This window comes from Pseudoxanthomonas sp. X-1, assembly GCF_020042665.1.
In the GTDB taxonomy this organism is placed as follows: Bacteria; Pseudomonadota; Gammaproteobacteria; order Xanthomonadales; family Xanthomonadaceae; genus Pseudoxanthomonas_A; species Pseudoxanthomonas_A spadix_A.
In genome coordinates this window covers 3,308,894-3,334,164 of the sequence record NZ_CP083376.1, presented here as the reverse complement: position 1 = coordinate 3,334,164, position 25,271 = coordinate 3,308,894, and the positions used below count along the sequence as shown (strand labels likewise).

At 70.3% G+C, this 25,271-nt stretch carries 21 protein-coding genes and 1 pseudogene; 16 read left to right on the top strand and 6 right to left on the bottom strand.

The features are described from left to right. The first annotated feature begins 119 nt into the window (after window positions 1-119). The 5 genes and pseudogenes from LAJ50_RS14965 (at window position 120) to LAJ50_RS14945 (ending at window position 4,849) form a co-directional block, all read left to right on the top strand. Window positions 120-1,160 (top strand): sulfate ABC transporter substrate-binding protein, encoded by a 1,041-nt coding sequence (locus tag LAJ50_RS14965; RefSeq protein WP_138652925.1) that lies wholly within the window; start codon window positions 120-122, stop codon window positions 1,158-1,160. Further along, a complete protein-coding gene (cysT, locus tag LAJ50_RS14960; protein WP_138652927.1) occupies window positions 1,157-2,017 on the top strand; it encodes a sulfate ABC transporter permease subunit CysT in 861 nt (286 codons plus the stop codon). Before LAJ50_RS14965 ends, cysT begins: the two co-directional genes overlap by 4 nt. A 20-nt stretch (window positions 2,018-2,037) precedes the next feature. Next, a pseudogene (cysW, locus tag LAJ50_RS14955) lies at window positions 2,038-2,928 on the top strand (sulfate ABC transporter permease subunit CysW); the annotation flags it as partial. 19 nt (window positions 2,929-2,947) lie between these two features. Beyond that, window positions 2,948-3,991, top strand: coding sequence for a sulfate/molybdate ABC transporter ATP-binding protein (locus LAJ50_RS14950; RefSeq protein ID WP_138652929.1), 1,044 nt, complete (start codon window positions 2,948-2,950; stop codon window positions 3,989-3,991). A gap of 153 nt (window positions 3,992-4,144) precedes the next feature. Beyond that, a complete protein-coding gene (locus LAJ50_RS14945) occupies window positions 4,145-4,849 on the top strand; it encodes a TorF family putative porin (RefSeq protein WP_130549942.1) in 705 nt (234 codons plus the stop codon). A 123-nt stretch (window positions 4,850-4,972) separates the two neighbouring features. Here the strand turns inward: LAJ50_RS14945 and tdh are convergent, their stop codons facing one another. Continuing rightward, entirely contained in the window at window positions 4,973-6,007 is a 1,035-nt protein-coding gene (gene tdh, locus LAJ50_RS14940; protein WP_165424059.1) for an L-threonine 3-dehydrogenase, read from the bottom strand. Window positions 6,008-6,113: 106 nt separating this feature from the next. Next, window positions 6,114-8,420: a TonB-dependent receptor gene (locus tag LAJ50_RS14935; protein ID WP_130549940.1), complete on the bottom strand. Its 2,307-nt coding sequence runs from the start codon at window positions 8,418-8,420 to the stop codon at window positions 6,114-6,116. A 163-nt stretch (window positions 8,421-8,583) separates the two neighbouring features. On the opposite strand from LAJ50_RS14935, the gene LAJ50_RS14930 reads away from it, so the two are divergent. The 7 genes from LAJ50_RS14930 to LAJ50_RS14900 all read left to right on the top strand — a co-directional run bounded on the left by LAJ50_RS14930 (window position 8,584) and on the right by LAJ50_RS14900 (window position 16,782). Continuing rightward, entirely contained in the window at window positions 8,584-10,641 is a 2,058-nt protein-coding gene (locus LAJ50_RS14930; RefSeq protein WP_130549939.1) for a phospholipase C, phosphocholine-specific, read from the top strand. A gap of 73 nt (window positions 10,642-10,714) precedes the next feature. Beyond that, window positions 10,715-11,989, top strand: a complete 1,275-nt coding sequence (gene folC, locus LAJ50_RS14925; RefSeq protein WP_130549938.1) for a bifunctional tetrahydrofolate synthase/dihydrofolate synthase — start codon at window positions 10,715-10,717, stop codon at window positions 11,987-11,989. 65 nt (window positions 11,990-12,054) lie between these two features. Continuing rightward, window positions 12,055-13,065, top strand: coding sequence for an SPOR domain-containing protein (locus LAJ50_RS14920; RefSeq protein WP_130549937.1), 1,011 nt, complete (start codon window positions 12,055-12,057; stop codon window positions 13,063-13,065). A gap of 103 nt (window positions 13,066-13,168) precedes the next feature. Continuing rightward, the gene (locus LAJ50_RS14915) at window positions 13,169-13,945 is read left to right on the top strand and encodes a CvpA family protein (RefSeq protein WP_130549936.1); all 777 of its coding nucleotides are present in this window, start codon (window positions 13,169-13,171) and stop codon (window positions 13,943-13,945) included. 42 nt (window positions 13,946-13,987) lie between these two features. After that, a complete protein-coding gene (gene purF, locus LAJ50_RS14910; RefSeq protein ID WP_130549935.1) occupies window positions 13,988-15,457 on the top strand; it encodes an amidophosphoribosyltransferase in 1,470 nt (489 codons plus the stop codon). Window positions 15,458-15,475: 18 nt separating this feature from the next. Then, a complete protein-coding gene (locus tag LAJ50_RS14905; protein ID WP_130549934.1) occupies window positions 15,476-15,964 on the top strand; it encodes a T6SS immunity protein Tdi1 domain-containing protein in 489 nt (162 codons plus the stop codon). Continuing rightward, the gene (locus LAJ50_RS14900; RefSeq protein WP_138655126.1) at window positions 15,961-16,782 is read left to right on the top strand and encodes a ferritin-like domain-containing protein; all 822 of its coding nucleotides are present in this window, start codon (window positions 15,961-15,963) and stop codon (window positions 16,780-16,782) included. The genes LAJ50_RS14905 and LAJ50_RS14900 overlap by 4 nt, the downstream gene beginning before the upstream one ends. Before the next feature lie 31 nt (window positions 16,783-16,813). On the opposite strand, the gene lpxH is transcribed toward LAJ50_RS14900, so the two are convergent. Then, entirely contained in the window at window positions 16,814-17,557 is a 744-nt protein-coding gene (gene lpxH, locus LAJ50_RS14895; RefSeq protein ID WP_138655128.1) for a UDP-2,3-diacylglucosamine diphosphatase, read from the bottom strand. 81 nt (window positions 17,558-17,638) lie between these two features. Between lpxH and gltX the strand changes: the two genes are divergently transcribed. The 3 genes from gltX (at window position 17,639) to LAJ50_RS14880 (ending at window position 20,351) form a co-directional block, all read left to right on the top strand. After that, window positions 17,639-19,045 carry a glutamate--tRNA ligase gene (gltX, locus tag LAJ50_RS14890; RefSeq protein WP_138655130.1) on the top strand — a complete coding sequence of 469 codons (1,407 nt, stop codon included), beginning with the start codon at window positions 17,639-17,641 and terminating at the stop codon, window positions 19,043-19,045. A gap of 16 nt (window positions 19,046-19,061) precedes the next feature. Further along, on the top strand, window positions 19,062-19,553 hold the full coding sequence (locus LAJ50_RS14885; RefSeq protein ID WP_130549930.1) for a transcriptional repressor: 492 nt from the start codon (window positions 19,062-19,064) through the stop codon (window positions 19,551-19,553). Between the two features lie 87 nt (window positions 19,554-19,640). Continuing rightward, window positions 19,641-20,351, top strand: coding sequence for a hypothetical protein (locus LAJ50_RS14880; RefSeq protein ID WP_138655132.1), 711 nt, complete (start codon window positions 19,641-19,643; stop codon window positions 20,349-20,351). 3 nt (window positions 20,352-20,354) lie between these two features. Here the strand turns inward: LAJ50_RS14880 and LAJ50_RS14875 are convergent, their stop codons facing one another. Next, window positions 20,355-21,584, bottom strand: a complete 1,230-nt coding sequence (locus LAJ50_RS14875; protein WP_138655134.1) for an MFS transporter — start codon at window positions 21,582-21,584, stop codon at window positions 20,355-20,357. Further along, on the bottom strand, window positions 21,581-22,021 hold the full coding sequence (locus LAJ50_RS14870; RefSeq protein WP_130549927.1) for a MarR family transcriptional regulator: 441 nt from the start codon (window positions 22,019-22,021) through the stop codon (window positions 21,581-21,583). The genes LAJ50_RS14875 and LAJ50_RS14870 overlap by 4 nt, the downstream gene beginning before the upstream one ends. A gap of 176 nt (window positions 22,022-22,197) precedes the next feature. Here LAJ50_RS14870 and LAJ50_RS14865 point away from each other — a divergent pair, with 176 nt between their 5' ends. Further along, entirely contained in the window at window positions 22,198-22,971 is a 774-nt protein-coding gene (locus LAJ50_RS14865; protein ID WP_138655136.1) for a DUF4349 domain-containing protein, read from the top strand. A gap of 182 nt (window positions 22,972-23,153) precedes the next feature. Here LAJ50_RS14865 and LAJ50_RS14860 read toward each other — a convergent pair whose 3' ends face one another. After that, a complete protein-coding gene (locus LAJ50_RS14860; protein ID WP_138655138.1) occupies window positions 23,154-25,211 on the bottom strand; it encodes a TonB-dependent receptor in 2,058 nt (685 codons plus the stop codon). Between the last annotated feature and the right edge of the window lie 60 nt (window positions 25,212-25,271).

The window sequence follows — 25,271 nt, the reverse complement described above, 5'->3', positions numbered from 1 at the left end:
TGATTCCCGTTGGCGATAAGCACGCGCGCTTTCATTATTTCGTGGCACATTCATGCCTGGGCAGCATAAGCATTCCTGAATGCAGCCCCGCTCGCTGTCCATTACGCAAGGAATCCGCCATGACCCCCACCCGCACCCGTCGCCTGATCCGCCTGTTCGCGCTGGTCTTGGCGTCGTGCCTGCTGACCGTGGCCGCGGCGGCCATGGCCCAGCAGAAGCAGCTGCTCAACGTGTCCTATGACCCCACGCGCGAGCTCTACCGGTCGCTCTCCGCCGCGTTCACCCAGGACTGGAAGGCCAAGCACGGCGAGTCGGTCAGCGTGGAGAGCTCGCACGGCGGCTCCGGCAAGCAGGCGCGCGCGGTGATCGATGGCCTGGAGGCCGACGTGGTCACCCTGGCGCTGGCCTACGACATCGACTCGATCGCCAGCCAGGCCAAGCTGCTGCCGACCGACTGGCAGAAGCGCCTGCCGGACAACAGCGCGCCCTACACCTCGACCATCGTCTTCCTGGTGCGCAAGGGCAATCCGAAGCAGATCAAGGACTGGCCCGACCTGCTCAAGCCCGGCGTGCAGGTGATCACGCCCAATCCCAAGACCTCCGGCGGGGCGCGCTGGAACTATCTGGCCGCCTGGGCCTATGGCCTGCACATCTTCAAGGGCGACGAGGTCAAGACCCGGCGCATGGTGACCGCGCTGTACAACAACGTGCCGGTGCTGGACACCGGCGCGCGCGGGGCCACGACCACCTTCGTCCAGCGCGGCATCGGCGATGTGCTGCTGGCCTGGGAGAACGAGGCCTTCCTGTCGCAGGAGGAGCTGGGCAAGGACAAGTTCGACATCGTGGTGCCCAAGCTGTCGATCCTGGCCGAGCCGCCGGTGGCGCTGGTGGACAAGAACGTGGACAAGCACGGCACGCGCGCCGAGGCGCAGGGCTTCCTGGAGTTCCTGTACACGCCGGAGGCGCAGAAGATCATCGCCCACAACTTCTACCGCCCGCGCCATCCCGAGTTCGCCGATCCGGCCGACATCGCACGCTTCCCCAAGGTGCAGCTGGTGACGGTGGACCAGGTGTTCGGCGGCTGGGCCAAGGCGCAGGCCACGCACTTCGCCGACGGCGGCGAGTTCGACAAGATGCTGGCGGGAAAGCAGCGGCCTTGAGCGTCGCCGTTCCTGCCGCGTCGCACCGGCGCCGAAGACGGGTGATTCCCGGCTTCGGCCTCAGCCTGGGCACCACGCTGCTGTGGCTCGGGCTGATCGTGCTGCTGCCGCTGGCGGGTCTGTTCATCAAGTCGGCGGGACTGGGCTGGCACGGACTGTGGGCGGTGTGGACCGACCCGCGCGTGCTGGCCGCGCTGCGTGTGAGCTTCACCACCGCGCTGGCGGCAGCGGCGTTCAACGCTGTCGCCGGCACGCTGGTGGCCTGGGTGTTCGTGCGCTACGACTTTCCGGGCAAGCGCCTGTTCGATGCCATCGTGGACCTGCCCTTCGCACTGCCCACGGCGGTGGCCGGCATCGCCCTGACCCAGCTCTATGGCCCGACCGGCTGGATCGGCCGCTGGCTGGAGGCCGGCGGCCTCAAGGTCGCCTACACCCCGCTGGGGATCACCGTGGCCCTGGTGTTCATCGGGCTGCCGTTCGTGGTGCGCGTGGTCGAGCCGGTCCTGGCCGAGGTCGAATCCGAACTGGAGGAGGCCGCCGCCAGCCTCGGCGCCGGACGCCTGCGCACCGTCGTCCAGGTGGTGCTGCCCACGGTCTGGCCGGCGGTGCTGTCGGGCTTCGCGCTGGCGTTCGCGCGCGGGGTGGGCGAGTACGGCTCGGTGATCTTCATCGCCGGCAACCTGCCGGGCGTGTCGGAGATCGCGCCACTGCTGATCACCATCAAGCTGGAGGAGTTCGACTATGCCGGCGCCACCGCGATCGCCGCGGCGATGCTGCTGCTGTCCTTCGCCATGCTGCTGGTGATCAACACGCTGCAGGCGCGGCTGGCGCGCCGCGGCCTCAAGGTCGCGGCCTGATGGCAGCCGTGCCCGCGCCACGGCGCGTCCTGCGCGCGCCCACCACCGAGCCGGCCTGGGTGCGGTGGACGCTGGTCGGACTGGCGCTGCTGTTCCTGCTGTCCTTCCTGCTGCTGCCGCTGGTGCTGGTGTTCACCGAAGCGCTGCGCAGCGGCCTGGCGACCTTCCTCAAGGCGATCACCGATCCGGACGCGCTGGCGGCGATCCGGCTGACCCTGGTGGTGACCGCGATCGTGGTGCCGCTGAACCTGGTCTTCGGCGTCGCCGCGGCCTGGGCGGTCAGCAAGCACCGCTTCCCCGGCAAGCGCATCCTGGTCAGCCTGATCGACCTGCCGTTCGCCGTCTCGCCGGTGGTGGCCGGCCTGGTGTTCATGCTGATCTTCGGCCGCCAGGGCTGGGCCTGGCCGCTGATCGACGAGGGCTGGCGCGTGCAGCTGCCGCTGCTGGGCGAGACGCTGATCCAGCTGCCGAAGATCGTGTTCGCGCTGCCGGGCATCGTGCTGGCCACGACCTTCGTCACCTTCCCCTTCATCGCCCGCGAGCTGATGCCGCTGATGGAGCAGCAGGGCAGCGACGAGGAACTGGCCGCGCTCACGCTGGGCGCCAGCGGCTGGCAGACCTTCTGGCGGGTGACGGTGCCCAACATCCGCTGGGCACTGCTGTATGGCGTGCTGCTGTGCGCGGCGCGGGCGATGGGCGAGTTCGGCGCCGTTTCGGTGGTGTCCGGGCACATCCGCGGACGCACCAATACCTTGCCGCTGCACGTGGAAATCCTCTACAACGAGTACGCCTACAGCGCGGCGTTCGCCGCCGCTTCGCTGCTGGCGCTGAGCGCGCTGGTCACCCTGGCGCTCAAGGCCTGGCTGGAATGGCGCCACGGCGAGGCGCTGGCGGCCCGCCACCGACACTGATTCAAGGTCCGCGACACCCATGGGCATCACCGTCGAACACCTCTCCAAGCGCTTCGGCGCCTTCGCCGCGCTGGACGCGATCGATCTGGACATCCGTCCGGGCGAGCTGCTGGCGCTGCTGGGCCCGTCGGGCTCGGGCAAGACCACGCTGCTGCGGGTGATCGCCGGGCTGGAGCATGCCGACGGCGGGCGCGTGCTGTTCGACGGCCAGGACGCCTCGATGCTGCCGGTACAGCAGCGCCAGGTGGGCGTGGTGTTCCAGCACTACGCGCTGTTCAAGCACATGCGGGTGGAGGAGAACATCGCCTTCGGCCTCAAGGTCCGCCGCGGCGGCGCGCGCTGGCCGAAGGCCAGGATCGCCGCGCGGGTGCGCGAACTGCTTTCGCTGGTGCAGCTGGAAGGCCTGGGCGGGCGCTATCCCACCCAGCTCTCCGGTGGCCAGCGCCAGCGCGTGGCGCTGGCCCGCGCGCTGGCGATCGAGCCCAAGATGCTGCTGCTGGACGAGCCCTTCGGCGCGCTCGACGCCAAGGTGCGCCGCGACCTGCGCCGTTGGCTGCGGCAGGTGCACGAGGCGACCGGGGTGACCACGGTGTTCGTCACCCACGATCAGGAGGAGGCGCTGGAACTGGCCGACCGCGTGGCCATCCTCAACAGGGGCCGGATCGAACAGGTCGGCACGCCGGCGCAGATCTACGACCAGCCCGCCTCGGCCTTCGTCTACGGCTTCGTCGGCGAGGCCAACCGCCTGTCAGGGCGCAAGGACGGCGGCGCGCTGCGGGTGGGCGGGCTGGAACTGCCGGCGCCGCAAGGCGATGCGCTGCCCGACGGGGCGGTGGCGCTGTTCGTGCGTCCACAGGACCTGCAGCCGGTCGCGCCGGGGCAGGGCGGCTGGCTGGCGCAGGTGGAGAGCGTGCAGCGCAGTGGACCGCGGCAGCGCGTCCATGCCCGCATCGACGACGGCGCGCTGCTCGAGCTGGAGCTGCCGGCCGCTACCGGAAGCGCACGGGTCGGCGAGAGGATCGGTCTAGTGCCGACGCGATGGGGCGTTTTCGCCGGCGAATGAAGGCCTCGGCGGGGTCCTTGGCCAGGGATTGACGGGGGTGGATGGTGCGACGCACTATCGGGCTGGTTAAAAAGGAGTGAAAATCCCGTTGCATCGCATGTCGCACGTTTGACTGATCCGACAAACCTCCGCCCTACCCCTCAGGAGCGTCCCATGAAGTCGAAGAAGCTGCGTATTGCCCTGGCCTTGGCCCTGGCCGGATTGCCGTTGGTTGCCTTTGCCCAGGAGGCGGCGGAGCCCGCCTCTTCCTGGAAGTGGTCGCTCACCGCCACGACCGACTACCGCTTCCGCGGACTGTCGCAGACCGACGTCGGCCCGGCCTTCCAGCCCGGCCTGACCTACCACAGCCCGATCGGTCTGTATGTCGGCACGTGGGCATCGAACGTGGACTTCGGCAAGGGCGACCCGGATTACGAGGTCGATGCGTTCGTCGGCTACAACGTCGATGCGAGCGACTGGCTCAACCTGGACTTCATGATCAACCGCTACAACTACCCGGGCGCCGGTTCGGGCAACTACAACGAGTTCATCACCAAGGCCACCATCGCCTCCCACTTCACCGCGTTGGTGGCCTATACCGACAACATCTTCAATTCAGACACCGACAGCTGGTACTACCAGGGCGGTGTGAGCTGGGGCCTTCCGCACGATTTCAGCGTGGCCGCCACCGGCGGCGTGACCGAGTTCGAGGACGGCAGCGTCGGTCGCGACTACAAGGACTGGTCGGTGAGTCTGTCCAAGGCCTTCGGCCCGGCGACGCTGACCGCGGCCTACATCGGCACCGACGGCGATGGCCGCGATGCCTACGGCCATATCGCGGACAGCCGCTTCGTGGTCAGCGTCACCGTGGCCAACTGAGGTTCTGCCGGCTCGATCCAGCAGCAGGGCGCCGCAAGGCGCCCTGTCTGCTTTCCAGGCGCAGCGGCACATGCAAACGAAAGGCGCCTTGCGGCGCCTTCGAGGCGGGTCCCTGCGGCGGACTCAGTTCCAGCTCAGCACGACCTTGCCGGCCTTGCCTTCCTCCATCAGGTCGAAGCCCTTCTGGAAGTCGTCGATCGGCAGCTGGTGGGTCAGCACCTTGCCCAGCGGGAAGCCGCTCAGCACCAGCTGGGTCATCTTGTACCAGGTCTCGTACATCTTGCGGCCGTAGATGCCCTGCACGGTCAGGCCCTTGAAGATGAGCTTGTCCCAGTCGGCGCCGGCGCCACGCGGCATGATGCCGAGCATGGCGATCTTGCCGCCGTGGTACATGCAGTCGAGCATGTCGTTGAACGCGCGTGGGTTGCCGCTCATCTCCAGGCCGACGTCGAAGCCTTCCATGTGCAGGTCGGCCATCACGTCCTTGAGCGAAGTGTTGGCGACGTTGACCACGCGCGTGGCGCCCATGTCGGCGGCCAGCTTCAAGCGGAAGTCGTTGACGTCGGTGACCACCACGTTGCGCGCGCCGATGTGCTTGCAGATGCCGGCGGCGATGATGCCGATCGGGCCGGCGCCGGTGATCAGCACGTCCTCGCCGATCACGTCGAACTCCAGCGCGCAGTGCGCCGCGTTGCCGTACGGGTCGAAGAACGCGGCCAGCTCGGAGGGAATCTGGTCGGGGATCGGCCACAGGTTGGAGGCCGGCATCACCATGTACTCGGCGAAGGCGCCGTTGACGTTGACGCCGATGCCGACCGTGTTCGGGCACAGGTGCGGGCGCCCGCCGCGGCAGTTGCGGCAGTGACCGCAGACGATGTGGCCCTCGGCCGAGACGCGCTGGCCGACCTGGTAGCCGGTCACCGCCGAGCCCAGCTGCGCGATGCGGCCGACGAATTCGTGGCCGATGGTCAGGCCCGGCTTGATGGTGCGCTGGCTCCACTCGTCCCACAGGTAGATGTGCAGGTCGGTGCCGCAGATGGCGGTCTTCTCCAGCTTGATCAGCACCTCGTTGGGGCCGGGCGTGGGCTTGGCGACCTGTTCCATCCAGATGCCCTTGCCCGCTTCGCGCTTGACCAGCGCTTTCATCGTGTCCGCCATGGTGCGTTGCAACCCAAGACCAAAGAAGGCGGCGATTATAAGCCGCGGCCCGGCGTGGACCTTTCATCCACGCCGGGCCGCGGCCGGTGCTACAGGGCTGGCGCGATCAGAAGCGCGCGTCGACCGTGAAGAACACCTGGCGCGGGGCGCCGGCCATCAGGGTCTGGTTGTAGCCGTCCGGGTCGGAGGCGACATAGCCGTTGGTGCCGGTGGTGGCGAAGTAGCGCTTGTCGGCCAGGTTGGTCACGTTGACCGAGACGTCCAGGCGCGACAGTGCGCCCACCCGGCCGAAGTCGTAGCCGCCGCCGGCGTTGAACAGCCAGTAGCCGGGCACGCTGGAGTCGTTGAGGTAGGTGAGGTAGCGCTTGTCGGTGTACTTGCCGTCGATCGAGGCGTGCCAGCCGTCCTGCCGCCAGGACAGGCTCGAGGAGAACATCCATTCCGGCAGGCCGACGACCTGCTTGCCCTGGGTCGCCACCACGCCGTTGTTGAGGTAGTCGTCCTGGTACTTGGAGCGGTTCCAGGACAGCGTGTTGAGCCAGCTCAGCCCGTCGATCGGCTTCCACACCAGGGCCAGGTCGACGCCGGAGCTGTCCACCTCGCCGACGTTGCTCAGGATCGCCGAGCAGGTCTGGATGGCGCTGCACGGGGAGATGGTCAGCAGGCGGTTGGAGAAGCGCGTGTAGTAGGCGCCGACCGAGGCCTCGTAGCGCTCGCCATGGGTACGCCAGCCGGCCTGCACGGTCTGAGACTGCTCCGGGTCGAGGGTGTTCTTGAGCTGGTCGAACGTGGCCTGGTTGGTGGCGAACGGGCTGTAGCCGAAGGCAGCGATGTTCTTGCTGTAGGAGGCGTAGATGTCCTGCGCCTCGTCGAGCTTGTAGCTGATGCCGACCTGCGGCAGGAAGTGGTCGTCGGCCTTGATCGTGCCCTGCGCATAGCTGTTGCTGGGCACCAGCGAGCGCGCCTGGATCTGCGTGCTCACCGCCTTGGCGCCGAAGTTGAGGCTCAGCCGGTCGTCGAGCAGGCGCAGCGTGTCCTGCGCGTAGGCCATGCGCGTGCGGGTCTGGTACTTCTGCAGGAACTGGCGGTAGAACGGGTCGCCGGCCTCGTAGAAGTTGAACATGGAAGTGAACGGCCCACCCAGCTGGAAGTAGTTGCGCTCCTGGGTGTTCTGCGCGTTCTCGGCCCAGCCGCCGAGCTCGATCTCGTTGATGCCGATGTTGAACTTCAGCGCGGCGGTGCCGCCGAAGCGGTCAAGGCCGTAGTCGGTGGTGCGCATGGACAGCGGCACGCTGGCCGAGGTCGGCACGTAGGGCGTGACCCATTGCCCCTCGCCACGGTCGCCGTGGTAGTAGCCGGTCACATCCAGCGAGACGGCGGGGCCGAAGACGAAGCTGCCGGCCAGCGCGGCCAGGGTGTCGGCGCGCAGGCCGGCGCCCCAGTAGTAGGTCGCGTCCAGCCAGTCGTAGTCGGCCGGCAGGCCGGCCAGCGAGGCCGGGTAGCCGTTGGCCACCCCGGCGTAGGCACCGGTGCCCTGATAGGCGCGCGCCATCTGCGCGGCGGTGGTCCAGTCCGGCACCAGGTAGTCGTAGTCCCAGCCCAGCACCTTCCGGCTGGTCAGGGACAGGTCCATGTAGTCCTGTTCCTTGCGCCGCGACTTGTCCACGAACAGGCTCACGCGGTTGCCCTCGCCCCAGGCGTACAGCGCCTTGGCGTTGAACTGCTCGTAGCGCTGGCTGCCGTCGCCCTTCCACTTGTCCATGTCCGAGTCGGCATAGGCCACGTAGGCCGACAGGCCGTTGTGCTCGCCGGTGTCCAGGCGCGCATAGGTGCGGCTGGCGTTGCGGTCGCCGACGGTCTGGGAGAAGCGGCCGCCGAACTCGGTCTCCGGGTCGGCCGAGTAGAACTGCAGCGTGCCGCCGAGGTTGCTGTTGGAGGCGGTGCCCAGGGCGCCGGCGCCCTGCGCCAGTTCGACCGCGGCGATGTTCTCGGAGAGGATGGCGCGGGTGATGGACAGGCCGTTGGTGACGCCGTAGCTCATGTTGCCCAGCGGCACGCCGTCCAGGGTGAAGCCCAGGCGGCTCTGGTCGAAGCCGTGCAGATAGATCGCGGTGGACCACTCGTAGGCGCCGGTGGCGTCGGCCGACTGGAACTGTACGCCGGGCAGCTTGTCGATCGCCTTCAGCGCGCTGCTGCCGGCGGGCAGGCGTTCGATGTCCTGCTGGTTGACGCGCTGCACCTGGCGCGTCGCCCCGCGGGCGACCACCGAGACCGCGTCGAGCTGCTTGGCATCGGCCGGGGCCGCCTCGGCGACGCCCGCCGGCGGGTCGGCGGCCCGGGCCAGGCCGGAGAGGGAGCAGAGCAGGGCGAGCGCCAGGGCGCTGCGGCGCGGCGAGGGAATCGAAAGTGACATCGGTGACAGCCGTAAGGGGAGGCGGCGGAACGGTGTCATCGCTTCATGAAGCCGCGATGACGTTCCGATGACCCATGGCCTGTCGTGCGTCTGACAAACATCTGGCGTATACCGCTGTGCGCCGGCGCCGCGCCGGGCAATCTTTCGTTTCGAGCAGGTTGGCATGCACAAGCTTTCGCGTCGCGATTTCCTGCAGCGTCTGTCGGCCCTGACCGCCGCCGGTGTGCTGCCCGCTTCTATCGGCCGCGCGCTGGCGCTGCCGGCGCAGGTGCGCAGCGGCACGCTGGCCGACATGGAGCACGTGGTGATCCTGATGCAGGAGAACCGCGCGTTCGATCACTACTTCGGCACGCTGCGCGGGGTGCGCGGCTTCGATGACCCGCGCCCGCTGCGGCTGCGCGACGGCGCGCCGGTGTGGCAGCAGCGCCAGGACGGCGGCGCGCCGGTGCTGCCCTTCCACCTGGACACGCGCGCCACCAGCGCGGCGGTGATGAAGAGCCTGGACCACAACTGGAAGGGCGCGCCGGGGCAGGACGCGGCGCGCTGGCAGCACTACGACTGCTGGGTGCCGTACAAGGGCGCGCTGAGCATGGGGCATCTGCAGCGCGACGACATCCCGTTCTATCACGCGCTGGCCGATGCCTTCACCGTGTGCGATGGCTATTTCTGCTCGCTGCACGGGCCGACCAATCCCAACCGCATGTACCTGTTCACCGGCAGCAGCGGATTGACCGCGGGCAACGACGGCGCCCAGGCGGTGGACAACGCCGACGACGGCAACTGGACCGCGGACATGAAGCGCGACCGGGCCGACTTCACCGGCCTGCGCTGGACCACCTATGCCGAACGCCTGCAGGAAGCCGGCATCGACTGGCGCGTCTACCAGGAGTACGACAACTACGGCGACAACCCGCTGTCCTCGTTCGCGCGCTTCCGCGCCATGGACGTGCGCGACCCGCTGTACCGGCGCGGGCGCGGGATCGTGCCCGGTTCCGATGCCGGCAATGCGCAGCACAGCACCGCCCAGCACCTGGTCGATGCCTTCGCCGCCGACGTGCGTGACGGCAGGCTGCCGCAGGTGTCGTGGATCGTCGCGCCGTATCCGTACAGCGAGCACCCCGAGGCCACGCCGGCGCATGGCGAATCGCTGGCCTCGCGCATCCTCGATGCGCTCACCGCGGTGCCCGAGGTCTGGGCGCGGACCTGCCTGATCATCAACTACGACGAGAACGACGGCTTCTTCGACCACGTGCCCGCGCCGCTGCCGGCGCTGGATGCGCGCATGGGCGCCAGCCAGGTCGATGTGCGCGGCGAAAGCTACAGGGGCACGCCGGTCGGCCTGGGCGTGCGCGTGCCGATGACGGTGGTCTCGCCGTGGACGCGCGGGGGCTGGGTCGATTCGCAGTTGTTCGACCACACCTCGGTGCTGCGCCTGCTGGAAGCGCGCTTCGGCGTGGCCGAGCCGAACATCAGCCCGTGGCGGCGCGCGGTGGCCGGCGATCTGACCAGCGTGTTCGACTTCGCCACGCCCGACGACTCGGCGCTCTCGGCCCTGCCGTCCACCGCCGACTACCTTCAGCGCATGCAGGCCGCCGCGCGCCAGCCCGCGCCCGTGGTGCCGGTGCCGGGCGCGCAGCCGAAGCAGGAACCCGGCCAGCGTCCGGCGCGCGCCCTGCCGTACGCGCTGCAGGTGCATGCGCGCCAGGGCGAGGATGGACTGCGCCTGGTCTTCGTCAACGACGGGCAGGCGGCGGCGGTGTTCAACGTCTACGCCGAGGGCGGCGCGGCCGGGCCCTGGTACTACACGGTGCTGCCGGGCCGCACGCTGGAGGACGCGCCGCACGCGCTGCCGGCCGGCGCCTACGCGCTGGCGGTGCACGGCCCGAACGGCTTCCTGCGCGAGTTCGCCGGCGAGGGCCATGCCGCGCCGGCGGTCGAGGCGACGCAGGACGGCGAGACGCTGGTGCTGCAGCTGTCCAATCCCACGCGCGCGCTGGTCGCGCTGCAGCTGCGCGCGCTGGACTACGCCGACCCGGCGCCGCGCAGGATCAGCTTGCGCCCCGGTGAGCGACAGACCGTGCGCGTCGAGGTGGCCCAGGCCGACCACTGGTACGACCTGGAACTCACCCAGCCGGGCAGCGCGTTCCGCCGCCGCCTGGCCGGGCACCTGGAAACCGGTCGTTCCAGCCGCAGCGACCCGGCGATCGGGCGGGCGAGCTGAACGCGGCGGGCGCGCTTCGCGGCGCGGGCGGGGTGCGGTCACAATGGCGCCCCGCCAACGCCCGCACCGCCCGATGTCTGCCCCCACCTCCCGTTCCCTGGCCGATTGGCTCACCTACATCCAGGCCCAGCATCCCAGCGCCATCGAACTGGGCCTGGAGCGCGTGCGCGCGGTGGCCGAGGCGATGGGCCTGGGCAAGCCGGCGCGCCAGGTCGTCACGGTCGGCGGCACCAACGGCAAGGGCTCGACCGTGGCCTTCACCGAGGCCATCGCCCGTGCCGGCGGCTGGAAGGTCGGCGCCTACACCTCGCCGCATCTGCGGCGCTACAACGAGCGGGTGCGCATCGACGGCGTGGAGGCCGACGACGCGGCGCTGGTGGAGGGGTTCGAGGCGGTCGAGGCCGCGCGCGGCCGGACCCCGCTGACTTATTTCGAATACGGCACGCTGGCGGCGCTGTGGCTGTTCCAGCGCGCCGGGCTGGACCTGGCCGTGCTGGAAGTCGGCCTGGGCGGCCGGCTGGACGCGGTCAACGTGATCGACCCCGACGTGGCGGTGATCACCACCGTGGACATCGACCACACCGACTGGCTGGGCGCCGACCGCGAGGCCATCGGCAAGGAGAAGGCCGGCATCGCCCGGCCGTGGACGCCGCTGGTCTTGGGCGAGGTCACCGCGCCGTCCAGCGTGCTCGGCCACGCCTACGCCATCGGCGCGGCGGTGATCCAGCTGGGCAACGACTTCTTCCACGAGGCGGCCGGGGATGGCCAGTGGCGCTGGCGCGAGGTCGGGACCGAACTGCTGCTGCCCACGCCGCCGCTGGACGCCCCGGTCCAGCGCGCCAACGCCGCCACCGCGATCGCCGCGCTGCGCGCGCTGCCCGAGGAGCTGCCGGCCAGCGCCTTCGCGGCCGGCATCGCCCAGGCGCGCGTGTCAGGGCGCCTGCAGCGGCTGGAGCGCGAGGGCATCGAGATCCGCCTGGACGTGGGCCACAACCCGCAGGCCGCGCGCGAACTGGCCGCGTTCCTGAACCGGTATCCGGCGCGCACGCTGGCGGTCTACGCCGCGCTGTCGGACAAGGACGCGGCGGGCGTGGCCACGGCGCTGGCGGGGCGCATCGCCCGCTGGTTCCTGGCCGGGCTGGAGCCGGGCACGCCGCGCGGGCAGGACGCCGACGCGCTCGCCGCGCGCCTGGCCGGCACCCAGGCGGCGGGGGGCGAGCGCTTCGCCGGCATCGCCGACGCGCTGGGCGCCGCCCTGCAGGCCGCCGCGCCGGGCGAGCGCGTGCTGGTGTTCGGCTCGTTCCACACCGTGGCCGAGGCGCTGGCGGTGCTGGATTCAGGCGCATGAGGAGAGCGCCGCCGCCGGCGCGCTTATAATTCGCCACCTCATCACCAAAGCCGTCGCCCGCGACGATGGATACCGCTTTGAGAAACCGCATCATCGGCGCCGTCGTCCTGGTCGCCCTGGCCGTCATTTTCCTGCCCATGCTGATCAAGGGCCCCGCCAGCGACAGCGGCGTCTCGGATGTCTCCACCGATGTGCCCAAGGCGCCGGACGGCCAGTTCGAGACCCGCGACCTGCCGCTGGTGACGCCCGGCCAGCCGGGCGCCAACGGCGCCACCGGCATGCCCGCCCAGGCCAAGCCGGCCACCGAGACCCTGACCCCGGCCGACGCGCCCAAGCCGGCGACCAACGCCCAGGGCCTGCCGCTGGCCACCGCGGGCGGCGACTATGCGGTGACCTTCGGCGCCTATGCCAGCCAGGCCGACGCCGACGTGGTCATCGACCGCCTGCGCCAGTCCGGGCTCGAGGCCTTCCGCCAGGAGGCCACCATTGGCGGCAAGCCGGCCTGGCGCGTGCGCGTGGGGCCGTATGCCGACCGCGCGCAGGCCGAGATCGCGCGCCTGGCCGCGGTCAAGGTGCGCAGCGACGTCAAGGCCGAGGTGATCGCGCTGGATGCCGGCAGCAACTCGCCGGCCACCGCGCCCGCGGCGTCCACGCCGCCGGCCGCCACCCCGGCCGTACCCAATCCCGATGCCGCCCAGCTGGCCTCCGAGACCCCGCCGCCGGCCAAGCCCGCGCCCGCGGCCAAGCCTGAACCGGCCGCCAAGCCGACCCCGGCCAAGCCGGCCGCGCCGGTCGCCTCCAAGCCGCCGGTCGCCGCGGTGCCCAAGCCGGCCGCCACCGGCGTGGGCTTCGCCGTGCAGGTCGGCGCGTTCGGCAAGGAGGCCGATGCCAACAGCCTGCGCGACAAGCTGCGCGGCAACGGCTTCAGCGCCTTCGTCGAGCCGGTCTCCACCGACGGCGGGCGGCTGTTCCGGGTGCGGGTCGGACCGGTCTCCACCCGGGCCGAGGCCGACCAGCTCAAGGCGCAGGTCGCCGCGCGCAATGGCCTGACCGGCATCGTCCGCCCGCATCCCTGATCGCACGCTCTGACGCCGGCTCGTCCAGGGAAGGAGGACCGATGACCCCGATGCGCGCCAACCTCTCCACCTCCGCCGGGCGTCGACGCCCGGGGAGCCGCCCGTGATCGACCTGGTCCTGGGCACGGTCATCGTGGTGTCCACCCTGCTGGGCCTGCTGCGCGGCTTCGTCGGGATCGTGGTCGGCACCCTGTCCTGGCTGCTGGCGGGCCTGGCGGCCTTCCTGTTCGGCGACCGCGCCGCGCGCCAGTTCGCCGGTGGCGGCGCGCCGGGGATGACCGACTACCTGGGCGGCTACGCGCTGACCTTCGTCGGCGTGATGATCGTGGTGGCGCTGATCGGCATGGTGATCAAGGCCTCGGTGCGCAATACCCGGCTGTCCGGCGTGGACCGCCTGGCCGGCGGCGGCCTGGGGCTGGTGCGCGGCGGATTCTTCGCCTGCGTGCTGGTGCTGCTGCTGTCCTTCACGCCGCTGCCGCGCGAGGCGGCCTGGCGACAGTCGCACCTGATGCCCCTGATCGAGCCCGGCGCGGCCTGGATGCGCGGCCAGCTGCCGGAACTGTCCGTGCCGCAGATGCCGACGATGCCCGATCTGCGGGACATGAACGTGGACCGGTTGCGCAACCTGGATCTCAACAATCCGGCCTTGTCAGGCGATAATGGTGCCCTCAACGACAAGTTCCAGCAGGCGGCCGCGCAGCTGCCGCAACTCGGGCAGACGGTGTCCGAGGCTCTGAAGGGCAATGGCGGACGCGATCCAGGCCGCTTGCCCCAGCCCCTTGAAGACCCTGCGGCGGGCGATCCGGCCCAGGTGCATCCCAACGAACGCGACCCGGCGCGGGTCGTGCCTACGCCCAAAGGCCAGGAACGGCCGCGCTAGTTTCGCCAAGTCACCTCGCAGCAACCCGAGCGGAGAATCCCCATGTGCGGCATCGTCGGAATCGTCGGTACCCAGAACGTCGCTGGCCAGCTCTATGACGGCCTGACAGTACTGCAGCACCGCGGCCAGGATGCGGCCGGCATCGCCACGGCCAACGGCACCCGCCTACGCGTGCAGAAGGCCAACGGCCTGGTGCGCGACGTGTTCGACGAGAAGCGCATGGCGGTGCTGGAAGGGCGCGTGGGCATCGCCCACTGCCGCTACCCGACCGCCGGCTCGGAAGGCATGGACGAGGCGCAGCCGTTCTACGTCAACTCGCCCTACGGCATCGCCCTGGCGCACAACGGCAACCTGACCAACACCGAGGCCCTGCGCCAGCAGGTGTTCGAGGCCGATCGCCGCAACATCAACACCGATTCGGACAGCGAGGTGCTGCTGAACGTGTTCGCCCACGAGCTGGACGCCCAGCGCATGCTCACCCCCGAGGCGGCGATCCGCGCGGTGGCCGGCGTGCACCGGCGCTGCCGCGGCGGCTACGCGGTGGTCAGCGTGGTGCTGGGCCTGGGGCTGGTGGCCTTCCGCGACCCGCACGGCATCCGTCCGCTGGTGCTGGGCAAGCGCGAGAGCGTGGAGGGCGACGAATACATCGTGGCCTCCGAATCGGCGGTGCTGGATATCCTGGGCTTCGCGCGCGTGCGCGACGTGCGCCCGGGCGAGGCGCTGGTGGTCACCGCGCGCGGCGAACTGTTCTCCGAGGTCTGCGCGACCAGCACCGAGCACGCGCCGTGCATCTTCGAGTACGTGTACTTCGCCCGACCCGATTCGATGATCGACAACGTCTCGGTGCACAAGGCGCGCATGCGCATGGGCATGAAGCTGGGCGAGAAGATCCTGCGCCTGCGGCCCGATCACGACATCGACACCATCATCCCGATCCCCGACACCTCGCGCGACGCGGCGCTGGAGATCTCCAACGTGCTGGGCGTGAAGTACCGCGAGGGCTTCGTCAAGAACCGCTACGTCGGCCGCACCTTCATCATGCCGGGGCAGGGCGAGCGCACCAAGTCCGTGCGCCGCAAGCTCAACCCGATCCACCTGGAGTTCCGCAACCGTGTGGTGCTGCTGGTGGACGATTCGATCGTGCGCGGCACCACCAGCCGCCAGATCGTGCAGATGGCGCGCGACGCCGGTGCGCGCAAGGTCTACCTGGCCAGCGCCGCGCCGCCGGTGCGCCATCCCAACATCTACGGCATCGACATGCCCGCCGCCGAGGAGCTGGTGGCCCACGGCCGTACCGAACAGGAGATCCAGGAATTCCTCGGCTGCGACTGGCTGATCTACCAGGACCTGGACGACCTGGAAACGGCGGTGCGCGAGGGCAACCCGCAGCTCAAGCGCTTCGATTCCTCGTGCTTCGACGGCGACTATGTCACCGGCATCGAGCCGGGCTACTTCGAGCGCATCCAGCAGCTGCGTTCGGACGAAGCCAAGCGCAAGCGCCGCGCGGTCTGATCGCGCGGCCGCGTCGCGATGGCGATCACCCTGGAAGACCTGTGCGTGGCGCTGGGCGATGACGTCGACCGCGCCACGCTGCTGGCCGACTGGGACTGGCTGACCGGCGGCGACACGCGGCCGCTGATGGTCGGCGTGGCGGGCGATGCGTTCGTGCAGGCCGGTCGGGAACAGGCCGTGCATTTCCTCGACTGCGTCGATGGCGTGCTGGAGAAGGTCGCCGACGATCTGCCCGAGTTCCTGCAGCGGCTGGGCGATGCGGAGTTCGTCGCGCACTGCTTCCGCTTTGACCTGGTCGCGCCGCGGCTGCGCGCCGGCGAGGCGCTGGCCCCGGGCCAGGTGTGGAGTTTCCGCGTGCCGCCGGTGCTGGGCGGTGCGCGCACCAGCGAGGCGCTGGAGCCGACCGACCTGGCGACGTACCTGTCGCTGTCCGGGCAGCTGCACGCGCAGGTCGCGTCGCTGCCGCCGGGCGTGGCCATCGACGACATTTCCATCGCGCTCGAATGAGCGCGGCGGTGTTGGGCCCCGCGCGCGACCTGTTCGACGCCGCGCGCCAATGCCTGGACGCGGCCGATCCGGCCGAGAAGGTCGCCCTGACCCAGCGCTACGCGGCCGCGTTCGCGCGCGGTGCGCTGCCCATCCCCGGCCACGCGCCGCCGCCCGACCCGATCCGCATGCCCGGCCGCCCGCCGCGACCGCGGCTGGTGCATCCGCGCGAGGTCCCCAAGCGCGGCCTGGGCAGCGGGGAGGGGCGCGCGGCCTTCGTCCACGCCATCGCCCATATCGAACTCAATGCCATCGACCTGGGCTGGGACGCGGTCTACCGCTTCCGCGGCCTGCCGCCGGCGTTCTACGCGGACTGGGTGGGCGTGGCGCACGACGAGTCGCGCCACTTCATGCTGCTGCGCGCGCGGTTGCAGGCGCTGGGCTACGACTACGGCGACTTCGACGCGCATCACGGCCTGTGGGAGATGTGCGAGAAGACCGCCCACGACGGCCTGGCGCGCATGGCCCTGGTGCCGCGCGTGCTGGAGGCGCGCGGGCTGGATGTCACCCCGGGCATGATCGCCAAGCTGCGTTCGCTGGGCGATGCCCAGACCGTGGAGATCCTGGAGCTGATCCTGCGCGAGGAAGTGGCGCACGTGGCGGCCGGCTCGCGCTGGTACCGCTGGTACTGCGCGCGCGAAGGCGTCGAGCCGCGCGCGCGGTTCCGCGAACTGCTGCGGCAGTACGCCGGCGGCTACCTGCGCGGGCCGTTCAATCTGGAAGCGCGCCTGCAGGCCGGCTTCGACGAGGACGAACTGGCGGCGCTGGAGGCGCCCTGAGCCCGGGCCTGAGCTGCCCCAAGCGGCGCCTCTATTGCACCGGCAGCGACTGCAGGTCGTAGCCGTGCGGCGTCACCCGCAGCACCGAGCCCTGCTCGTACCAGTCGCCCAGCACGATGCGGGTGCAGGCCTTGCCGTCGACGATGAGCTCGTGCACGGCCGGGCGGTGGGTGTGGCCGTGGATCATCCGCGTCAGCCCGTAGCGCACGAAGCTGGTCTCGACCTCGGCCGGGGTGACGTCGGTCAGCGTCTCGAACTTGGCGCTGTCGCCCTTCATCCCGCCCTGATGCGCGGCGCTGGCCGCGCGCGCCTGCGCGGCGAAGGCGATGCGCGCGGCCAGCGGCTGGGCCAGCATGTGCGCCTGCCAGGCCGGGTTGCGGGTCTGCGCGCGCACCTGCTGGTAGGCCACGTCCGAGGTGCACAGCAGGTCGCCGTGCAGCAGCAGCACCGGCTCGCCGTAGAGTTCGACCACCGCCGGGTCGGGCAGCAGGCGCATGCCGCAGCGCTCGGCGTAGTCCTGGCCCAGCAGGAAGTCGCGGTTGCCGTGGATGAAGAACACCGGCACGCCCGCCTCGCTGACCGCGCGCAGCCCCTGGGCGACCTGCGTGGCCAGTTCGGAAGGATCGTCGTCGCCCACCCAGGCCTCGAACAGGTCGCCCAGGATGTAAAGCGCCTCGGCCTGCAGCGCCTCGTGGCGCAGGAACCGCAGGAACAGGTCGGTGATGGCCGGACGGCTGGCGTCCAGGTGCAGGTCGGAGATGAACAGCGTGGTCATCGGCGCATGATACCGGCCCGGCCGCGCGGCGCCGGGTAAAATGGTGGCCCTCCCGCGTCCGCACGTTCTCCTGGGCTCTTCATGACCTGCCGTACCCGCTTCGCTCCCAGTCCCACCGGCTATCTGCACATCGGCGGCGCGCGCACCGCGCTGTACTGCTGGCTGGAGGCGCGCCATCGCGGCGGCGAGTTCGTCCTGCGCATCGAGGACACCGACCGCGAACGCAGCACCCAGGCCGCCATCGACGCGATCCTGGAGGCGATGGACTGGCTGGGCCTGGACTACGACCAGGGCCCGATCTACCAGACCCAGCGCCTGGCCCGCTACCGAGAAGTGGCCGAACAGCTGCTGGCGCAGGGCAAGGCCTACTACGCTTACGAGACGCGCGAGGAACTGGACGCCATGCGCGAGGCCGCCATGGCGCGCCAGGAGAAGCCGCGCTACAACGGCGCCGCGCGCGAGGCCGGCCTGCCGCAGCGCGACGACCCCAACCGCGTGATCCGCTTCAAGAACCCGCTCGAGGGCAGCGTGGTGTTCGACGACCTGATCAAGGGCCGCATCGAGATCGCCAATGCCGAGCTGGACGACATGGTGATCTTCCGCCCGGACGGCTACCCGACCTACAACTTCGCCGTCGTGGTGGACGACTGGGACATGGGCATCACCGAGGTCATCCGCGGCGACGACCACATCAACAACACCCCGCGCCAGATCAACATCTACCAGGCGCTGGGCGCGCCGGTGCCGAAGTTCGCGCACATGCCGATGATCCTGGACGAGCAGGGCGCCAAGCTGTCCAAGCGCACCGGCGCGGCCGACGTGATGCAGTACAAGGACGCCGGCTACCTGCCGCACGCGCTGATCAACTACCTCGCGCGCCTGGGCTGGTCGCATGGCGACCAGGAGCTGTTCTCGCGCCAGGCGCTGATCGACCTGTTCGACGTCAAGGACGTCAATTCCAAGGCCGCGCGCCTGGACATGGCCAAGCTGGGCTGGGTCAACCAGCACTACCTCAAGACCGACGCGCCGGAGACCATCGCCCCGCAGCTGGTCTACCAGCTGGAGAAGCTGGGCGTGAACCTCGCCGCGGGCCCGGCGCCGGTGGACGTGGTGATCGCCCTGCGCGAGCGCGTGCAGACCCTGAAGGAAATGGCCGAGAAGGCCGTGGTCTGGTACCAGCCGCTGACCGAGTACGACGAGGCCGCCGTGGCCAAGCACCTCAAGCCCGCCGCCGCCGCGCCGCTGGCCAAGGCGCGCGAACTGCTGGCGGCGCTGGACGAGTGGCAGGTCGACGCGGTGTCCGCCGCGCTGCACGAGGCCGCCGCCGCCCTGGACCTGGGCATGGGCAAGGTCGCCCAGCCGCTGCGGGTGGCCATCACCGGCACCCAGGTCAGCCCGGACATTTCCCATACCGTTTACCTGGCCGGCCGCGAGCAGGCCTTGAAACGCATCGACGCGGCGCTTATCAAGACCGCGCAAGCCGCCTGATCGAAGGAGTCGCCCCATGGCCGCCGCCGAGCCCGCCTGCATCGCGCCACACCATCACGTGCACAACGCCGAGGGTTTCGTCGACGCGGTCGAGCACGCCTGCGGCGAGCGCGGCCTGCGCCTGACCCCGATCCGGGCGCGCGTGCTGCGCCTGATCGCCGAGGCGGGCAAGCCGATCAAGGCCTACGAACTGCTCGACCTGGTGCGCGCCTCCAAGGGTGTGGGCGCCGACGCCCCGCCCACGGTGTATCGCGCGCTGGATTTCCTGATGGCCAACGGCTTCGTGCACAAGCTCGAGTCGGTCAACGCCTTCGTCGCCTGCCACCATCCCAACAGCGCGGCCCATTCGGTGCCCTTCCTGATCTGCGACCGCTGCCATTCGGCGGTGGAGCTGGAGGACCGGGTGGTGGTCGACCAGCTGGAGGCGCGGGCCAAGGCGCTGGGGTTCCAGCCGCAGGCGCAGACGCTGGAAGTGCATGGACTGTGCGCGCGCTGCGCGCAGGCCTGATCCGCAGGCGCCGAGCGCCGCCGCGCCCTGGCCGTAACCGGTCCGAGGGTGCGTTCATCCCGGTATTCCCACTGATGGAAGATCGCGATGCGCCTGGTCGGTGCCCGTTCGCACGACAACACGCCCTACTACTTCGGCCTGGTGCTGCTGACCGCACTGGTCGGGTTCTATCCCACCTACTTTTCCCGCCTGGCCGAGGCCGGCCTGCTGCGCCATGTGCACGGCGGCCTGGCCGTGGCCTGGATCCTGCTGCTGATCGCGCAGGGCCTGCTGGCGCGCACGCGACGTTACGCGCTGCACCGCACCCTGGGCTGGTCGTCGCTGGTGCTGGTGCCGCTGTTCCTGATCAGTGGCGTGGCGCTGCTGTGCGACGCGCTGGCCGGGACCAATCCGTTCCAGAAGGCGTTCGCGCCGCGGCTGACGTTCGTTGACCTGATCGCACTGGGCTATTTCGCGTTCTGCTACGCCATGGCCATCCGCCATCGCCGGCACAAACCCCTGCATGCGCGCTACATGGCGTCCACCGCCGTGCTGGTCCTGCCGCCGGCGCTCGCGCGCGCGCTCGGGTTCTTCGTGCCGGGCATCCATTCGTTCGAGGCGGCATTCCACAGCGCCATGGCGCTCAGCGCGCTGGTCGTGCTGGTGCTGATCGCGCGCGACATGCGCGAGGGCCCGCTGCGCCCGCCGTATCCGCTGCTGCTGATCGTGCTGGTGGTGCAGGATGCGGGTTTCGAGCTGATCGCCCACTGGCCGGCTTGGCAGGCGATCTGCGCGTACATGGCTGGCCTTGCCGGGTAAGCCTCAGGCTGCTGCGGGTCGCGCCTCCAACGCCCGCTCCCGGATCGGCAGGTTCGCCACGGCCGCCACGATCGCCAGCGCCATGTCCGCGTACCACATCCACAGATAGCTCCCCGAGCGCTCCAGCGCCACCCCTCCAAGCCAGGCGCCGAAGAAGCCGCCGATCTGGTGCGACAGCAGCGTCAGGCCGAACAGCGTGCCCAGGTAGCGCGGCCCGAAGCGCTTGCCGATGATGCCCGCCGTGGGCGGCACGGTCGCCAGCCAGGTGAAGCCCAGCGCCGCGGCGAAAATGTAGAAGGTCATCGGCGTGGGCGGGGAGAGGAGATACAGCGCGATCAGCAGGGCGCGGCTGCCGTACATCGCGGCCAGCACGTATTTCATCGGTATGCGCTGGCCGAGTGCGCCGGCGGTCAGGCTGCCGGCGACGTTGAACAGGCCGATCAGCGCGATCGAGGTGCCGGCCACGCCCGGCGAGAGGCCGCACAGCGCCACTTCGCCCGGCAGGTGCGTGACCAGGAAGGCGATGTGCACGCCGCAGGTGAAGAAGCCCAGATGCAGCAGCCAGTAGCTGCGGTCCTGCAGGGCCAGCCGCAGCTGTTCGCGCAGGGTCAGATGCGCGGCCTCGGCGGCCTGCGCGATGGCGGCGGCCGGGTCGTCGCGGCGCGGCCTCAGCAGCGGCGCGATCAGGGGCAGCGTCAGCAGCGAGGCCAGGGCCAGGCCGAACATCGCGGCCGACCAGCCGGCCACGCTGATGCCCAGCGTCACCAGCGGCGCGAAGAGGAACTGCCCCAGCGACCCGCCCGCATTGATGACGCCGGACGCGAACGAGCGCTTGGCCGCCGGGATGTGCTGGGCGGTGGCGCCGATCAGGATCGAGAAGCTGCCGGCCCCCGCGCCGGCCGCGGCCATGAGTCCCAGGCTGAGGATCAGGCCTCCCTGGCTGGTCATGAACGGCGTCAGCGCGCAGCCGGCGGCCATCAGCAGGCCGCCGAACACCAGCACCCGCGCCGGGCCATGGCGGTCGGCGATCGCGCCGAACACCGGTTGTACGGCGCCCCACACCAGCTGCCCGATCGCCAGTGCGAAGCTGATCGAGGCGATGCCGATGCCGGTGCTGGCGGCGATGGGTTTGACGAACAGGCCGGTGGTCTGGCGCACGCCCATGGTCAGCAGCAGCATCGCCGAGGCGATGGCCAGCAGCAGCCAGGGCGTGCGCGGGGCGGCGGCGTTCATGCGGCCTCCCGCAGCGGGCGCAGCGCGGCATGCAGGGCATCCAGGTCGGCGTTGAGGCGCTGCATGGGGCCGGCGCCGAACAGCGCGGTCATCTGCGCCTGGGCCTGTTGCCATCGCGGGATCGCCTGGGCGATGGCGCGCGCCCCCTTGGGGGTGAGCTGGATCAGGCGCTGGCGCGCATCGTCGCCGCGCGCTTCGCGCAGCAGGCCCGCGGCGAGCAGCGGCTTGAGGTTGCGGGTGAGGGTGCTGCGGTCCATGCCGCAGACCTCGGCCAGTTCGCCCAGCGTGCGCGTGCCTTTCTGCGCGCGGCGCAGGATGGAGTATTCGTTGAGACTCAGGCCGATCGCCGCCAGGGCGCGGTCGTAGAGCTGCGAGGCCTGCCGCGCGGCGCGGCGCAGCCGGAAGCAGGTACAGGCGGCGTCCGGGGACAGGGACATGGCGTGGCTCCAGCGGGTGGCTGTCCGCATGATGCATGCATATGCACCTATTTGAAATCCGGCCCTCCGCAATGCCGGATTCCACGTGCGGGTCGGTCGCCGGCTTCGCGGTGCCGCGCTGTCGCGCGACTCGGGTTCGTGGCATCGTGCGGCCAAATCCGGGAGGGAGCAGGGGCATGCGGGGATGGCGGATCGCGCTGCTGGCGATGGTCGCGACGATGATGGGCTGCGCGCAGCAGCAGGCGGGTGCGCCGCCCCCTGTCGTCGGAGAGCAGGGCGGGTCCGGCGCGATGCTGGCCTACGAGCACACGCTCTCGATCGAGCTGGAGCAAGAGCAGGTGCCAACGCGGATCGCCGCGCTGCGCAAGGCCTGTACCGCGTCGGCGTTCGGGGCCTGCAATGTGCTGTCCATCGTGCAGTCCCGACATGGCGGCGCGCTGACGCTGCGCATCGTTCCGGGCGGCGTCGAACGCATGACCGCCCTGGCCGGGCAGGGCGGCAGGATCGCGTCGCGCCGCACCCAGGCCGAGGACATCGGCAAGGCCGTCCAGGAAACCCAGCGCGACCGCGCCCAGCTCGAGGACTACGCCCGGCGACTGGACGCGCTGGCGGCGCGCAAGGATCTCGCGGTCGCCGACCTGATCGCGCTGAGTCGGGAGCAGGCGGGCCTTGCCGAGAAGCGCCGCATGCTCGAGGCGACGGCGGCGACCCAGCAAATGCGGCTGGACACCAACCTGGTCGCGTTCGACTTCGCCGATCCGCGGCACGACGGCCGCGGTGCGCTTGGCGACCTGGGGGAGGACATGGTCGCTGGCCTGAAGGAGGGGATCGGTGCGGCCCTGCCGGGTCTGGCCTATTGCCTGCCCTTCCTGATCCTGGCGTTTCCGCTGGCCCTGCTCTGGTGGGCGCTGTGGCGCCGCATGACGCGCCGCGGGCAGCGCAAGCCCTGACGGGGTGACCAAGCGCCTTCGGCGCCACGCATGATGCGCAAAAAAAAAAGCGGGCCGGAAGACAGGGGAGGTCTTCCGGCCCGCAGTCCCGTGCGGCGGCGCGGGAGAGAGCAAACGCGCCGCGCGCGGGGTCGGCCTGGACGGCGCGCCCTTCCCATCGGGAAGAACGCGCCCGGGTTGGATCAGAAGAACACGCGCACGCCGAAGGTGCCGTTGCGACCGGGCAGCATCACGTCGTCCTTGAGGAAGGAGGTGTGCACGCGCGCATCGCGGTCGAGCAGGTTGTTGCCGTCCAGGAACACTTCCCAGGCGGTCGAGCCGGTGTCGATGTGATAGGCCAGGTGGGCATCGACCATCGTGTAGCCGGCGGTCTCGGTCTCGTTGGCGCCCAGCTTGTCCTGCTTCATGTAGCGCGTGGCGCCCAGCGAGGCGCGCCAGTTGGTGGCCTGCCAGCGCAGCTGCGCACCGAAGCGGCCCGGCGGGATGCGCGGCACGTTGCCGCCATCGTTGAGGCGCGCGCGCACGGTGTCGCCGAACACGTGCAGATCCCAGTCGCCGGCAGTGTCGGACTTGGCCAGGTGGAAGTCGGCCTCGCCCTCGAAGCCGTGGAAGGTCGCATCGGCCTGGGTCCACTGGCGGATCGGCAGGTAGTCGTCGTCCTCCTCGTGGTACCACTGGCCGCCGGTATCGGCCACGTAGATGAAGTTGTCGTAGCGGTTGTAGTAGGCCGAGAGCTTGGCCTCCATCCAGTCGTTGCTGTACTGCAGGCCCAGCTCGGCCTGGTTGGCCTTTTCCTTGTCCAGGGTCGCATCGCCGATCTCGTAGGCCAGCGTGGCGATGTGCGGGCCATCGGCGAACAGCTCCTCTTCCACCGGCGCGCGCTCGGAGTGGTCCAGGTTGGCGGTCAGGCGCCAGCCTTCGGCCAGGCCGAAGCCGAAGCTGGCCGAGAAGCTGGTCGGCTTGAAGTCGGGCGACAGGCCGGTGTCGGTCTCGTACTTGACCCGGTCGATGCGCGCGCCCAGCTCGGTGGAGAAGCGGCCCCAGGCGTTCTTGGTCACCGCGAACAGGCCGACCGACTTGGTGTCGGTCTTGGGCACGAAGGATTCCTCGCCCACGGCGCGGAAGGTGCTGTCGGTGCCCTGCAGGCCGATCGCGCTCTGCCAGCCGCTGTCGGCGCTGAAGGTCGCTTCCACGCGGCCCTCGTTGGCGCGCTTGAAGAAACTGGTGCCGACTTCCTCGCCCTCGAACTCGGTGTGGTCGTAGCGCGTGTGCGAGAAGCTGTAGCGCAGGCCGCTTCCGGCGCCCCAGGGATCGTTGAGGCCGCCCTTCACGTCGAAGCGGTCCTGGTGCAGCTCCAGGTGCACGCCGCGCTCGCCCTGCGCCAGGTCGCCCGGCTCGCCGGGGTTGCCGTAGCTGTCGTTGAAGCGCGAGACCGAGGCGCCGAGGAAGCCCCAGTCACCCGACAACGACGCGCCGAACGAGCCGGTCTTGGTGTCCTGGAAGGTGTTGGCCTGCGGCCCCTTGGGCGTGTCGTAGTCCTTGGCGTTGCGGTACACGCCGTCGGCGTGGATCGACAGGCCGCCGTTGCCGGCGTCGATGCGCGCCATGCTGGTCTGCCCGTCCTTGTCGCCGAAGTCCACGCGCGTTTCCGCGCGGCCGCTGACGCCCTGCACCGGCGTCTCGGCGATGCGGCCGTCGACCACGTTGACCGCGCCGCCGATGGCGCCATTGCCGTAGAGCAGGGTGGACGGGCCCTTGAGCACCTCGATCTGGTCGGCCAGGAACGGCTCGATCGCCGGGGAATGGTCCTGGCTCACCGTGGACACGTCCTGGGTGATCATGCCGTCGGACATCACCGCCACGCGCGGGCCGTCCAGGCCGCGCATGATCGGCCGGCCCACGCCGGGACCGAAGTTGGACGACTGCACGCCCGGGATGCCCTGCAGGGTCTCGCCCAGGCTGGCGGCGCGCGCCTCGTCGAGTTTCTCGCCGGCCAGCACGTTGACCGGCTGGCTCAGGTCGTCGGCAGCGCTGCGGAACGGGTCGGCGGTCACCTTGATCGCGTCCAGGTCCTTGGCATGCAGGTGCTCGGCGCGGCCGTGGCGGCTGTCGCTGGACGGGGCGGTGGTCGCCTCCTGGGCGTGGGCGCCGAAGCCGATCAGGGCCAGGCCGAGGGCGGTGGCGAGGGGGGCGCGTGACAGCGCGGCCACACCGGCGCTGCGGAAGGAAGATCGCGTCATAAATGGCAACTTCTGGGGAGGGAGGTCATCAGGAAACATTAACGTTATAATATATCGACA